This is a genomic window from Embleya sp. NPDC059237, from assembly GCF_042754105.1.
Lineage (GTDB): Bacteria > Actinomycetota > Actinomycetes > Streptomycetales > Streptomycetaceae > Embleya.
Window position 1 is genome coordinate 151,574 of record NZ_JBHZAE010000011.1, and the last position, 12,457, is coordinate 164,030.

General features: G+C 71.2%; 11 protein-coding genes and 2 pseudogenes. 7 read left to right on the top strand and 6 right to left on the bottom strand.

Annotated features, from left to right (window positions below; all coding sequences use genetic code 11):
* Positions 1-61: 61 nt before the first annotated feature.
* On the bottom strand, positions 62-604 hold the full coding sequence (locus ACFXKZ_RS31240) for an SHOCT domain-containing protein (RefSeq protein WP_380004671.1): 543 nt from the start codon (positions 602-604) through the stop codon (positions 62-64).
* A 416-nt stretch (positions 605-1,020) separates the two neighbouring features.
* On the opposite strand from ACFXKZ_RS31240, the gene ACFXKZ_RS31245 reads away from it, so the two are divergent.
* Positions 1,021-2,040, top strand: a complete 1,020-nt coding sequence (locus ACFXKZ_RS31245) for an alpha/beta hydrolase family protein (protein WP_380004673.1) — start codon at positions 1,021-1,023, stop codon at positions 2,038-2,040.
* Between the two features lie 715 nt (positions 2,041-2,755).
* Here the strand turns inward: ACFXKZ_RS31245 and ACFXKZ_RS31250 are convergent.
* Positions 2,756-4,372, bottom strand: a complete 1,617-nt coding sequence (locus ACFXKZ_RS31250; RefSeq protein WP_380004675.1) for a flavin monoamine oxidase family protein — start codon at positions 4,370-4,372, stop codon at positions 2,756-2,758.
* 122 nt (positions 4,373-4,494) lie between these two features.
* Between ACFXKZ_RS31250 and ACFXKZ_RS31255 the strand changes: the two genes are divergently transcribed.
* Positions 4,495-5,097 (top strand): TetR/AcrR family transcriptional regulator, encoded by a 603-nt coding sequence (locus tag ACFXKZ_RS31255; protein ID WP_380004678.1) that lies wholly within the window; start codon positions 4,495-4,497, stop codon positions 5,095-5,097.
* 499 nt (positions 5,098-5,596) lie between these two features.
* On the opposite strand, the gene ACFXKZ_RS31260 is transcribed toward ACFXKZ_RS31255, so the two are convergent.
* Both ACFXKZ_RS31260 and ACFXKZ_RS31265 read right to left on the bottom strand, forming a co-directional pair.
* Positions 5,597-5,740 carry a hypothetical protein gene (locus ACFXKZ_RS31260; protein WP_380004680.1) on the bottom strand — a complete coding sequence of 48 codons (144 nt, stop codon included), beginning with the start codon at positions 5,738-5,740 and terminating at the stop codon, positions 5,597-5,599.
* Positions 5,737-6,126: a DUF302 domain-containing protein gene (locus tag ACFXKZ_RS31265; RefSeq protein WP_380004683.1), complete on the bottom strand. Its 390-nt coding sequence runs from the start codon at positions 6,124-6,126 to the stop codon at positions 5,737-5,739. Before ACFXKZ_RS31265 ends, ACFXKZ_RS31260 begins: the two co-directional genes overlap by 4 nt.
* A gap of 127 nt (positions 6,127-6,253) precedes the next feature.
* Between ACFXKZ_RS31265 and ACFXKZ_RS31270 the strand changes: the two genes are divergently transcribed.
* Together ACFXKZ_RS31270 and ACFXKZ_RS31275 are read left to right on the top strand one after the other, a co-directional pair.
* Positions 6,254-8,446 (top strand): MMPL family transporter, encoded by a 2,193-nt coding sequence (locus tag ACFXKZ_RS31270; protein ID WP_380004685.1) that lies wholly within the window; start codon positions 6,254-6,256, stop codon positions 8,444-8,446.
* A 123-nt stretch (positions 8,447-8,569) separates the two neighbouring features.
* Positions 8,570-8,839: a metal-sensitive transcriptional regulator gene (locus ACFXKZ_RS31275; RefSeq protein ID WP_380004688.1), complete on the top strand. Its 270-nt coding sequence runs from the start codon at positions 8,570-8,572 to the stop codon at positions 8,837-8,839.
* Between the two features lie 39 nt (positions 8,840-8,878).
* On the opposite strand, the gene ACFXKZ_RS31280 is transcribed toward ACFXKZ_RS31275, so the two are convergent.
* Complete coding sequence (locus tag ACFXKZ_RS31280) at positions 8,879-9,136, bottom strand: integrase core domain-containing protein (RefSeq protein WP_380004690.1); 258 nt, start codon at positions 9,134-9,136, stop codon at positions 8,879-8,881.
* Positions 9,137-9,583: 447 nt separating this feature from the next.
* Between ACFXKZ_RS31280 and ACFXKZ_RS31285 the strand changes: the two are divergent.
* The 3 genes and pseudogenes from ACFXKZ_RS31285 (at position 9,584) to ACFXKZ_RS31295 (ending at position 11,346) form a co-directional block, all read left to right on the top strand.
* A pseudogene (locus tag ACFXKZ_RS31285) lies at positions 9,584-9,853 on the top strand (antibiotic biosynthesis monooxygenase).
* Positions 9,854-9,921: 68 nt separating this feature from the next.
* A pseudogene (locus ACFXKZ_RS31290) lies at positions 9,922-10,104 on the top strand (alpha/beta hydrolase); the annotation flags it as partial.
* A 138-nt stretch (positions 10,105-10,242) separates the two neighbouring features.
* Positions 10,243-11,346, top strand: coding sequence for an MBL fold metallo-hydrolase (locus tag ACFXKZ_RS31295; protein ID WP_380004692.1), 1,104 nt, complete (start codon positions 10,243-10,245; stop codon positions 11,344-11,346).
* Between the two features lie 115 nt (positions 11,347-11,461).
* On the opposite strand, the gene ACFXKZ_RS31300 is transcribed toward ACFXKZ_RS31295, so the two are convergent.
* A complete protein-coding gene (locus tag ACFXKZ_RS31300) occupies positions 11,462-12,451 on the bottom strand; it encodes an XdhC family protein (protein ID WP_380004694.1) in 990 nt (329 codons plus the stop codon).
* Between the last annotated feature and the right edge of the window lie 6 nt (positions 12,452-12,457).

Genomic DNA, 12,457 nt, shown 5'->3' on the forward strand with positions numbered 1-12,457 from the left:
CCGCGTCAGGGAGCGAGAGCGCCACCGGCCCGGCACGCGGTCGACCGGTCACCCCGCACCCTCAACTCTCGATGAGCCGCCGCTTCGCCGCGGCGAACTCCTCGTCGGTCAGCGCCCCGGCGCGATGCAGGGTGGCGAGGCGTTCGAGGCCGTCCAGTATCGCGGAACCACCGCCGGCCCCCCGCGCAGGCTCGGTCGGCGGCGCCGCTGTCGGCGACGCCTGCTGCTCCCGGAGCGCGGCGTCGACCACCGCCTCGCGCAGTCTCGCCACGAACGCCGGGCCGTCGGCGACGTTTTCCCAACTGTGTGCACCGCTGATGGCGGTCACCTTGACCACGTTGCCCGAGAGTCGGGACGTGCCGAGGGCGACGTCGGTGACGCCGGCCAGCGGCACCGCCACGCCGGGCTTGCCCTCCTTCACGTACATCAGACGATGCGTGGTGAGCACGAGTGTGCCGTTGGTCCACTCGTCACGCCCGCGCGCGGAGGTCACCACGACGGGCGCCTCGCCGGGGACCGCGGTGTTGTCCATCGGCTGCATCACGGTGTTCTGCGCGCCGCCCATCTGGTCGAACGCGAAGTCCGCCAGCACTTCCCAATCCATCCCAACCACCTCGATTTCCACTGAACCAATGACCATCCGACCCGGCCCCGTCATAGCGCTGGTAGATCCTCGGCTCCGCCTCGCCCGAGCCGCGCGGCAGCAACGCCCGACAACGGGCCGCGAGTTCGCGGGTCCGGGCGCCGGGCGCCGGGCTGCGGCTGCGGCTGCGGCTGCGGCTGCGGCGACAGTTCCGGCGACGGCATCGTCTCTTGTCCCTCCTCTGCCCTCTGCGCACTGAACTCTCATTTGTAAAACGATCGTATCGCGTACGATAGTTTTTGTATCGATCGCCCAAGGGAGAGTGACCAATGACCCATCCCGACCCCGAGTGCCCGCCCGGAGCCCGATCCGCCGTCGAGCCCACCGGGACACCAACGCCCAGGCCCCGCCTCCGCAGCCGCCGTTGGTTTCGCGCCGTGGCCTGGTCGGTGGCCGGCGTGGTGTTCGTCGCCGTGGCCCTCGGCGGCGTCGTGGTGTGGCAGAACACGTTCGACCTCGACGAGGAAAACGTCACCATCAGCCAGGGCGGCCACACCCTCGAAGGCGTATTGGCCAAGCCCAAGGGCAACGGACCGCACGGCCTCGTCGTGTTCGTCCACGGCGACGGCCCGACCAACGCGACCCACGACGACGGCTACCGGCCGATCTGGGAGTCCTTCGCCAAGGCCGGCTACGCGTCGCTGTCCTGGCACAAGCCCGGCGTCGCCGGAGCGCCCGGCGACTGGTTGGCGCAGTCCATGGACGACCGAGCCGACGAGACCGCCGCCGCCATCGCCTGGGCCCGCGCGCGTACCGACATCGACGGCCGCCGGGTCGGCCTGTGGGGCGCCAGCCAGGGCGGCTGGGTGATGCCGAAGGTCGCCGCCCGAACCCGGATCAGCTTCGTCATCGGCGTCTCACCCGCGATCAACTGGCTCCGCCAGGGCCGCTACAACCTGCTGTCCGAGCTGCGCGAGAAGGGGGCCTCGCCCGCCGAGGTCGACCGGGAGGTGGCCAAGAGCGACACGATTCGCCGACTGCTCGCCGAACATGCCGACCATCGGCGCTACATCGCGACCGTCGGCACCGAAGGCGCCATGAGCGAGGCCCGCTGGGGCTTCGTCTCCCGCAACAACACCTCGGATGTCACGGCCGACCTGCCCGCGCTGCGCGGCATACCCGTGCTCCTGATCCTCCCCGACCACGACGTCAACGTGGACGTCGCCGACACGGAGGCCGGATACCGCCGCGAACTCGACGCCTCCGGAGCCCTGACGGTCAAGCACTACGAGAACGCCACCCACGACCTGGTCAAGAAGAACCTGGAGGACTCCGAAACCAAGATCACCCTCGTGGCCCTCTTCGCCCCCCGCTCACTGTTCGCCGACGGCTATCTCGCCGACCAACGAAACTTCCTACGCAACATCGAACCCGCGTCCGCCGCCACCTCCCAGTGAGGTTGTCGAGCCACCGCCAAAGCCACGAAGTCGAGAGCGCGAGGGGAACGTCGACTCGTCGGACGGTCGGGGACCTTGGGGCGAGCTTGCGGCTCGTGTCACCGGCGGTGGCGGCCGGGAACTCGGCGCCCGGAAGCAGGCCCATTCCGGGCATGTCCGAGATCACTTCGGCGAGTTCGTGCTCGCGAAACCGGGCGCAATGGGCTTGTCGATCTCGGCGATCCGCTCATTGAGACCCATCACCTCCTTCGCCGGGGCGAGGATCACCCGAGCGGTGATCCTCGCCCCGGGGCCGACGGTGTGCCCGGCGGTCGGTGAGGACCCGCGGTGCGATGGCGTGTTCGTCTTCCGGCTGCAGGACGGTCGGGTCGTGTCCCATCCGGACCTGGTCGGCGATGACCGTGGCACCTTTGGCGACGCTCTTGTACGTCAAGCCGATCATGTCCGGCTGTCGTCCTGCGGGCACGGCGGTCGCAGCCGCCGCGGTCGGGCCGGTTGCCGTTGGTCTTGCCGGAGCCGGCGGGTGCAGGCAGGTACAGGCGTCCAAGGCTCCACCGGACAACCATGGTCGAACGTGGGCCCCGATCGCATGCACGGTGCGATCGGGGTCACGCGGTGTCCGGGGTACGGTCGGCCGCCGGAGGGCGGAGTGAATATTGGATCGACTGATCGGTCCAATTTTGCGTCGGGATTCGCCGCCGACGTCGGCCGAATCTCAGCCGGCCAGCGCCCGGGCGTGTACCTTCTCCACCGCCTGGCGCGCCGACACCATCGAACCGTGTTGCCAGCCCAGCATGTTGCTGAGCCAGTCCCCCGCGAAGAACACGCGGCCGCGCGGATCGGTCAGCGGGCGAAAGCGCGCGGAGTTGACGACGGCGTTGTGCTGCGGGTCGGCCGGCTGCCAACCACCCTCGATGAACGGCTCCAGGCCCCACATCACCGACAGCGAACCAGCCAGCTCCGTACGGGCCTTCGAGCCGTGCACCCGGACGTTGCGGGCCACCGCCTCGGCCGCGCGACGGTCCGGGGGAAGCGCCTGGATCGTGCCGTCCGCGCCTTCGAAGTAGGCGACCATCACGCCGCGGTCGGCGTGCAGGTCGCCGGACGGATACCACAACGATCCGTCCTTGCCGTAGGAGGTCAGGCCACCGTAGACGGCGAAGTCGTCCTCCCACCACCGACTGCGATACTCGAGGCCGATCTTGCCGGGGTATTCCGCCAGGAATCCGCGCAGCAGCACACTCGCCTCGGCGGGCAGTCCGGCGATGCGCGCGGCGACCAGCGGGGGCGTGGTCACGATGCAGTAGTCGACGTCGAGTACGCCGCTTGCCGCGCCACGATGGGTGAGCCGGGTCCCGTGCGGGCCGTCGGTGATCGCGGTCACCTCGACACCGCAGCGGATTCGCTGCCGGCCGATCGCGTCGGCCAGCGCCAGGGCGATCCGGTCCATGCCGCCGACCGGCTGGAGCAGGGTCGACGCCATGTCGAACTCGACGTCCAGGTACCAGTGTCGGGTGAGCTGATCGGCGAACACCCGGTCCAGCGAGCCCGGCGGTGGCAGCTCTTCGCCGGGCGATCCGGCGGCGCCCGGTGGCACCGCGAAGCCGCGCCGACGCGGGTCGGCCGAGTAGGCGTGGCCGTGGGCACGGTCGCCGAGCGAGCCCATCGCTTCCAGGAACCCGAGCAGTCGCTCCTTGTCGGCCGCCGTCAGCTGCCGGTCCAAGGCGCCCTGGTCGGTGGCCTTGGCCAGCAGTTCGGCGACCACGCCGTAGGCGTCCGCTCGCGCGGTCTGCAGGCGCATCGGCGGGCCGGGTGGGCCGTCCGGGTCGAAGACGAAGGTGTTGGTGTTGGAGATCGAGAACACCTCCAGGGGTACGCGCAGTTCGCGGCAGTAGTCGGTGCTGACCGACCACTGCGGCAACATCGCGGGTCCAGCGTTGAAGTACTGGCCGGGGGCGAACCGGGCCTGCTGGGTCACGCCCTTGGTGTCGGTGATGGTGTCGCCGCGCCGGAGGGTCAGGCTGCGACCGCCGATCCTGGGGCGGGCGTCCAGGACCGTGACGTCGTACCCGGCCTTGCCCAGTTCGTACGCGGCGGTCAGACCCGCCACACCCGCGCCGACCACCGCGACACGTGCCGCGCTGCGGCCGGTGAGCCCGAAGTCGGACGCGCGGGGGGCACGGAACGGCGGCGTGGCCGCGTTCGCCGCGGTCGGTGCCAGGCCGAGCGCGCCCATCGCGGTGAAAGCCGCGCCGGCGCCGCCGATCGCGCCCACGGTTTGCAGGAAACCGCGGCGGCTGGTGGCCGGGCCCCGGCGTCGGGAGTCCGTCATGTGCGTACCTCCTCGTGAAGGAAGGCGTCGATTAATAGATCGACCCATCGGTCTATTATTGACTCATCTCCGCGCCGTGTACACCGATTCGGCGCGGGCCGTCACGGTAGAGTGAAAGCACCATGCGCACAGTCGATCCCGTCAAGCACGCCGCCAAGCGCCGGCAAATCCTCCGGGCCGCTGCGACCTGCTTCGCCGAGAAGGGTCTCCACGGCACTCGAACGGCGGACATCTGCGCCCGCGCGGGAATGAGTCCCGGGAACGTCTTCCACTATTTCCCGAGCAAGCATGCGATCTTCATCGCGCTGATCGAGCAGGAGGGCACCGACACCGATGCCTACCTTGCCGAACTGGCGCAGGCCGAGGACGCGTTGGCCGCGCTGTTCGGCCTGATCGACATCGTGGTCGGGCTCGCCGCCGACCCCACATACGCGAGCCTGACCCTGGACACCGCCGCCGAGGCGCAGCGGGACGAGGGCGTCGCCGCGCTGGTCGCCCACAACGATCGCCGGCTGCGCGCGGGCATCGCCGACCTGCTGCGGCGCGCGGCGGCGGCGGGCCGGATCGACAACACACTCGACCCGCGCGGCGCGGCGACGTGGGTAGCGGCCCAGATCGACGCCCTGTTCGCCCGAGTCGCCACGGATCCGGACTTCGCCCCACGGGACGAGGCGCCGATGCTCCGCTTGCTGCTCACCAGATTCCTGAGCGCGAAACCGGCCTGACCGGCCGGGAGCCTGCCGACGGGGGCGCACCCCGCGTGCCGGGCCCGGTACGTCTCCGGCATCGCGGTGACCGCCACCCGCTGCGGAACGAAGCGCTCGAAGATCCGGTCGTAGACCTCCAACCTTGGAGATGGCCGCCGCTCTCGGCGGTGGCCATGGCATGCAGGTTGACCGCGAGTACCGCCCTGGCGCAGAAGTCGCCGCTGATCACCAGACCTGCCGCTCCATGTCGAGGCGGACAAGGATCCCGGAACCGGGGGCGTCCGTGACCTCGACCCCGGCCAGGGTGTTGCCGCCCGGCAGCACTGTGGAACCGATGAGCCCGTGGCCGTCGGCCACGGCATTTGCCAGGCGGGTTAGTTCCTCCGTCGACGCGCTGAGCCGGATTCTCGGGGCGGGCCTGTTCGATCCATACGGGCCCGGGGCGCTCGCGCCTGCGCCGGGTCGTCGTTGCCGAGTCAGCGGGGTTGTGTGCGCGGGTACCGGGAGGGGGTGGTGGTCAGTTGGTGGAGGGCGCGGGTGAGGTCGGGGAGGGGGTGGGTTCCGTCGAGGACGAGGTCGGCGTGGGTGCGGGCGGGCTGCTCATGAAGGTGAGGAAGGTCATCTGCTGCTCTTGGTCCCGGCGTCGGGTACGGGTGGTCACGCGACGAGGGCGGCGAGGGCCGCGTCGAGGCGGCCGGCCGCCTCGCGGGCGACCGGCTCCAGGGCCGCGTCGCCGCTGAGCGCGACCATGGTCATGGGGTCCAATGCCTGGACGAGGGTGCGCTTGCCGTCGCGGCGCACGACCACGTTGCACGGCAGCAGCAGCCCGATGGCGCGATCGGCTTCCAGAGCGCGGTGGGCGAGCGCCGGGTTGCAGGCACCGAGGATCAGGTAGTCCTCCATCTCGGCGCCGATCTTGGCCCGGAGCGTCGCGGTGACGTCGATCTCGGTGAGCACGCCGAACCCGTGGGCGGCGAGCGCGTCGCGTACCGCGGCGACGGTGGTGGTGAAGTCGGTGTCGACGCGCACGGTGCGGTCGTAGCCCATGTCAGGCCTCCTTCGGTGAATCCCGAGCAGTCCCCAATATACCCCCACCCGTATTTTTGTATACCGGTGGGGGTATCGACTACCGTGGTCTTGAACGTACCCCCGGGGGTATCCACCAGGAGGCTTTGTGACGACCACCGACCCCACCCGCGCCACGGCGCGGAACGCGACCGCGCCGCAGCCCGGCGCCGCAGCCGACCCGCCGACGCGTCTCGGGCTCCTCGGGCGCCTCGGCATTCTCGCCGCCGGGCGTCTGCGCCTGGTCGCGGTGCTGTGGCTGGCGCTGGTCGCCGGACTGGGCGCGTTCGCCCCGCAGGTCACCTCCGCCCTCGCCGGCGCGGGCTGGCAGGCGAACGGCTCGGAGTCCGTCCAGGTGCGCGACCTGGCCCGGGCGCACTTCGGCGGGAACGCCTCCTCGGCGCTCCAGGTGGTCGTCGCGGCCGACCGTCCGGTCGACGACCCGTCCATACGCGCCGTCGTCGACCGCGCCACCGTCCTGCTGCGCGCGGACTCCCGCATCGCGGAGGTCATCCCGCCACAGAGCGGCGTCACCATAAGCCCCGACGGGCGCACCGCGATCCTGCTCGCCGGCGCCCGGGCCGACACCAACGACATGGTCCGGGCCGCCGACGACCTCAAGGGGCCGCTCGCCGCCCTGTCCGGCGGCGGCGTCGAGGTCTCCGCGACCGGGGCCTCGGTCCTGTGGAGCGACTTCAACAAGGCCAACCACGACGCGATGATCAAGTCCGAGATGCTGTCCTGGCCCGTCACCCTCGCGATCCTGGTCCTCGCGTTCGGGTCGCTGGTGGCGGCCGGACTGCCGTTGCTGCTCACCCTCGCGGGACTCGCCGCGTCCGCCGGAGCGCTGGTACTGCTCAACCACGTCACGCCCACGTCGGTGTGGGCGATGAACTTCGCGATGATGTTCGCCCTGGCACTCGGCATCGACTACGCGCTGTTCCTCGTGGTCCGGTTCCGCGCGGCCCTGGCCCGGCACGGCGACGGGCGACGCGCGGTCGGCGAAACCATGGACACCGCCGGCAAGGCCGTCCTGCTGTCCGGCGCGACCGTGCTGGTGAGCCTGTCCGCGGTGATGCTCGTCCCGGCTCCCGCGTTCCGCTCCATGGCGCTGGGCATCATGCTGGCCGTCGCCTTCGTCCTCGCCGCCACCCTCACACTGCTCCCCGCCGTGCTGGGCCGCCTCGGCCACAAGGTCAACGCCGCCGCCCCGCCCTGGACCCGCCGCAACGCCGACCGGGCCGGCGCCTCCGTCGCGTTCACCTCTTGGGGCGAGCGGCTGTGGCGCCACCCGCTGCGCTACGGCCTCCCCGCCCTGCTGGTCCTGATCGCCCTCGCAGCCCCGATCATCGGGCTGCGCACCGCCATGCCGTCCATCACGGTGGTCCCCGAGGACTCCTCGGCCCGCACCGGATACACCGCCGTCCAGCAGGCGTTCGGCCGCGGCGCCCCCGGCATGCTCCAGATCGTCACGCCCACGGCCGCGGCCGACGCCACCGCCGCCGCGCTCGCCGGCGACCCAGGGATCGCCGCGGTCATGCCCGCCCGGCACGCTGACGACGGCTCCGCCCTGACCCTGCTCCAGGCCATGCCGGCCGTCGACCCGTCCGACCCGCACCTGGCCGACACCGTCGACCGCCTGCGCGGCACCCTCCCCGGCGACGCGAAGGTCGGGGGCGCGGCCGTGGAGAACCTCGACCTCCAGGCCACCCTCGACGCCAAGACCCCGCTCGTCCTGGGCGTCGTCCTCGGACTCGGCTTCCTCCTGCTGGTCCTCGCCCTCCAGGCCCCGCTCGCCGCGCTGCTGGGCACCGCCACCAGCCTGCTGGCCACCGCCGCCGCGTTCGGCGCCGCGCGCCTGATCTTCCAGGACGGCCACGGTTCCGGCTTCCTCGGCTTCACCCCCCAGGGCTTCCTCGACGGTTGGGCCCCGGTGTTCTTCTTCGCGATGATCTTCGCCATCGCCATGGACTACACCGTCTTCCTGCTCGCCTCCGCCAAGGAGCACTACGAGAAGACCCGCGACCCCCGCCAAGCGGTCGTCGGCGCGCTCGGCCACTCCGGACGCGTCATCTTCGCCGCCGCTGCGGTCATGGTCGCGGTCTTCTTCACCTTCGCCCTCTCCGGACCACTGCCCCCCAAGGAGATGGGCATCGTCCTGGGCCTGGCCGTGCTGCTCGACGCCGCCCTGGTACGCCTCGTCCTGCTGCCCGTCCTCCTGCGCCTGACCGGCCACGCGGCCTGGTGGAGCCCGAGGTGGCTGCGCCGGGTCCTCCCCGACGTCCGCTTCTCCCACGACTGACCCGCCCGTCGGCGGGGCTTCGGCGGCGGGGCCGGAGCCCCGCCGCCGACACCCGGACACACCACCACCCCGGCCACATACCCCCAGGGGTACCATGGGTGACAAGGAAAGGAAGGCAACCCCATGACCGTCGACGAGGAGGCCCCCCGCGAGGTGCTCAACCGGCTCCGCCGCGCCCAAGGGCAGCTGACCGCCGTGATCTCCATGATCGAGGCCGGCCGCGACTGCAAGGACGTCGTCACCCAGCTCGCCGCCGTCTCCCGGGCCCTGGACCGCGCCGGCTTCAAGATCGTGGCAAGCAACATGCGCCAGTGCATGAGCGCCGCCGCCAACGGCGACACCGCGCCGCTGAGCGAAGCCGAACTCGAGAAGCTGTTCCTCTCCCTGGCCTGAGCTTGCTCCGCTTTGACGGACATCGTCGTTGTGGTGTGGTCAGGCCGCCAAGGCGGCTTCGTATTCGATGGGACTGCGGTAGCCGAGGCTGCTGTGCAACCTGCGTAGGCTGCACCAGGACTCGATCCACTCGAAGACCGCTGCCCGTGCCGCGACCCGAGTGGACCGGGGCCGGTCGGTGGCGAGGTCGTTTTTGGGGGTGGCGAAGAACGACTCGGCGAGTGCGTCGTCCCGGCACCGACCGGTCCGCCCGACCGACGACGCGGTGGTGCCGACCGGCATCGACGAGGAAGACACGACGCCGAGGCGGACGACCGGCGCGCGGGTACGCGTCCTGGGCACCGACGAGCAAGGCTTCCGGGCCCGCCCGCGGACCGCGTGTGGTGCCCCCGGCACCGGTATTGGGAGCGCGAGGTCCGGTTACCGGGCCCCTCGACACGGGGGTGCTCCCCGAGATCGACTCGCGCACCGGCTCCACCGACGCCTCGCACGAGGCGACGACGGCGCCATGCTCCACACCTGGGCGGCGGCGATCACCACCCGCCGGCACTGACCGCAGGCAGAGCGTCTCTCCGTCGTAGGGCTCCCGAATCCGGGAGGATTATGCATGCACGAGCGAGCATTGTTCTAACGTTTCCGCAGGTCGGAGCGGTTCAATGAATTCATCGAACTCCACCGTGAGGAAGAGGGATTCCGTGATCGCCCGTCTATGGTTTCAATGCCGTCCCGACGGCCCGGACCGCAATGGGCGAGCGGCTGGTCCACTTGCTGTTGAGCGACCCGAACGCGGACAGCCCCGGCGCGGACGGACCCTGCGTCGTCCGCCTCGTCTCCCGCTCCGCGTCCGACCCCGACATCGTCCACGTCACCGAAGGGTGAACCAGCGAGGAGGACCGCCACCGGGTCTTCGCCGGCAATACCGCGCAGGCCGTCATGGCCCAAGTCGAAGGGCTGCCGGTCGCGGAGTCCGAGTACACCGACTACGTCCCAGTCCGCGGCAACGCCGTCTTCTGAACCCCGGAGCGGCTCCCGCCTCCTGCCGCCTCTGCCCCCGGCACCACTTCGCGAAGGCCCTCGACCGTTGGCGCGCCGTCCTCGGCGATTTCACTCCCGACGAGATCCCACCGTACGCCGAACTCCACGTCCGATCGGGCGGATTCCACGGATTCGATGCCCTGTACCCACAGGCGCGGATCTCCACGACAGCCTGTCGAGTCCGCACGGACTGGTTGGCATGCCTGCTGCTCCCGAGCCGCCCCACCTGATACGGCCGGCGACCGCCGGGTGATCGCCACCCGCCCCTCACCTGGAACGGCAGGCGACTCCCGGTCGGTTGCCACACATCGGGCATCCACAGCCCGGGCAAACGCATGACGGATGACACACAAACAAGGAGAGCCCACATGGAAGCAGGGTCGAAGCGGCGGCTGACCGCGGGCGCGGCGGCGCTCGCCATCGCCGGATGGACGCTGCGGGACGTGCCCGCCGAGTTCGGCGGCAAGGCATCCGGCGAACGCCTGGCACGGATGCTGCGTTCGCCGCGGTTCCACGACGGGACGTTCCACAACTCGGTGCCCTCGAGTGTCGCCGTACCAAGTGGGCCGCCGCCACAGGTCGTCCGGGAGATGATCGGCAACCGCGACCGGCGGCACCCGGCGGGGCCGGTTCCGCTGGTCGCGCACCCGGCGACCCCGGAGTCCGCCGACGGCGTGAGCGCTGTCTGGTACGGCCATGCCAGCACACTCGTGGAGATCGAGGGACGGCGGGTCCTGTTCGACCCGGTGTGGAGCAAGCGGGTGTCGCCGTCGCAACTGGTCGGCCCGAAGCGGCTGCATCCCAATCCCGTGCCGCTCACCGCCCTCCCGGCGCTCGACGCGGTGGTCGTCTCCCATGACCACTACGACCACCTGGATCGGGCGACCATACTCGAACTGACCGCCGCGCAGACCGCGCCCTTCATCGTGCCGCTTGGCATCGGCGCACACCTGGAGCGCTGGAAGGTCCCGGCCGAACGCATCATCGAACTCGACTGGGAGGAAGAGGCCGAGGTCGCCGGTCTGCGATTCACCGCGACCGCCGCCCGGCACTTCTCCGGCCGCACGTTCAGGCGCAACGACACCCTGTGGGGCTCCTGGGTCGTCGCGGGCGCGGAGCGCAAGGTCTTCTACGCCGGCGATTCGGGCTACTTCGACGGCTACGCCCGAATCGGCGGCGAACACGGTCCGTTCGACCTGACACTGATGCCGATCGGCGCGTACAACCGGAACTGGCCCGACATCCACATGACCCCGGAAGAGGCCGTCGCCGCCCATCTCGACCTGGGTGGCGGCCTACTGCTGCCGGTGCACTGGGCGACGTTCAGCCTGGCACCGCACCCGTGGACCGAGCCGGTGGAGCGCCTGCGCCTCGAGGCGAAGGCGACCGGCGTTCGCCTGACCCTGCCGCGGCCGGGAGACCGCGTGGACGTGGGCAAGACGCCGGAGGAGGCGGCTTGGTGGGTGCTGTGAGGCAGGGCTCGGAGCGTGGCGCAGACCCCGTCACTTCACCTCCGGCCTGCTTCGAGACCGTCGAAGGATGGCCGACCTGGGGACTCGCCCCATCTGCGCCGCGTTCCGGGCCCGGTCACCCGTGAACTCCTGCCACCGGGCCGACCACGCGGATCGGCAGTTCCCCCTCCCGCAGCCGCTGCCCGCCGCGGCCGTTCTCCACCGCCACAAGTTCGGCGAGGATGGCCAACGCGGTGTCGGCCAGGTCGCCCCCGCCCAGATCGAGGCCCGCCGGGCCGGATATCCGATGCACTCCGGGGACTTCGGCCAGTCGTCGCAGGCGTTGCGCGTGCGTGGCCCGGCTGCCGAGGGCCGCGACATATCCGGCGGGGCCGGACAGGGCTGCCCGCAGGGCCCGGTCGTCGATTCGCGGATCGTGGCTGAGGGCGACGACGGCGTCCCGGGGGCCGAGGGGGTGACGGGCGATCCATTCGTCCGCCCAGGTGCGGACGACCGTGGCGCCGCCGAAGGGATCCCCCGAGGCCACGTGGCCCGGCCGGGGGTCCAGGACGACGACGTCACGGCCCAGCGATCCGGCCAGGGTGGCGATGATCGCGGCGAGGTCCGTGGCACCGATCAGGAGCAGCTTCGAACGGCCGGCCAGAATCTCCGTGAACGCCGGTTCGCACTGCGGGAGTTGATGTAGTTCCGCAGACACCGACCAGGGATACGGCGGTCTCAGGGCGACCCGGACGAACAGCCGCCGGTCCTCGGCGAGCGCCGTGGTGATCCGGGAATGGACCGGGTCGGCCGGGGCGGCGGCGATGAGGACTCGCAACTCCCCGGCACAGGAGGGTGTTTCCTCCCAGGGCAGCAGGTGCCCACCGGGTGACACCGGGATCACGGCGGATGGCGCTCCGGCGAGCACGTCCCGAGCTGCGTCGAGGACGATGCCCTCGACGCAGCCACCGGAAAGCGAGCCGCGCCAGGTCCCGTCCCCCGCCACGGCCATCGTCGCGCCGAGCGGCCGGGCTCCGGGGCCGTCGCGGCCGATGAGCCGGGCCAGTGCGACGGGAAGACCCGTACGCCGGCAGTCGTCGACGAACGGCCAGACCTCGCGAAGCACGTCCGG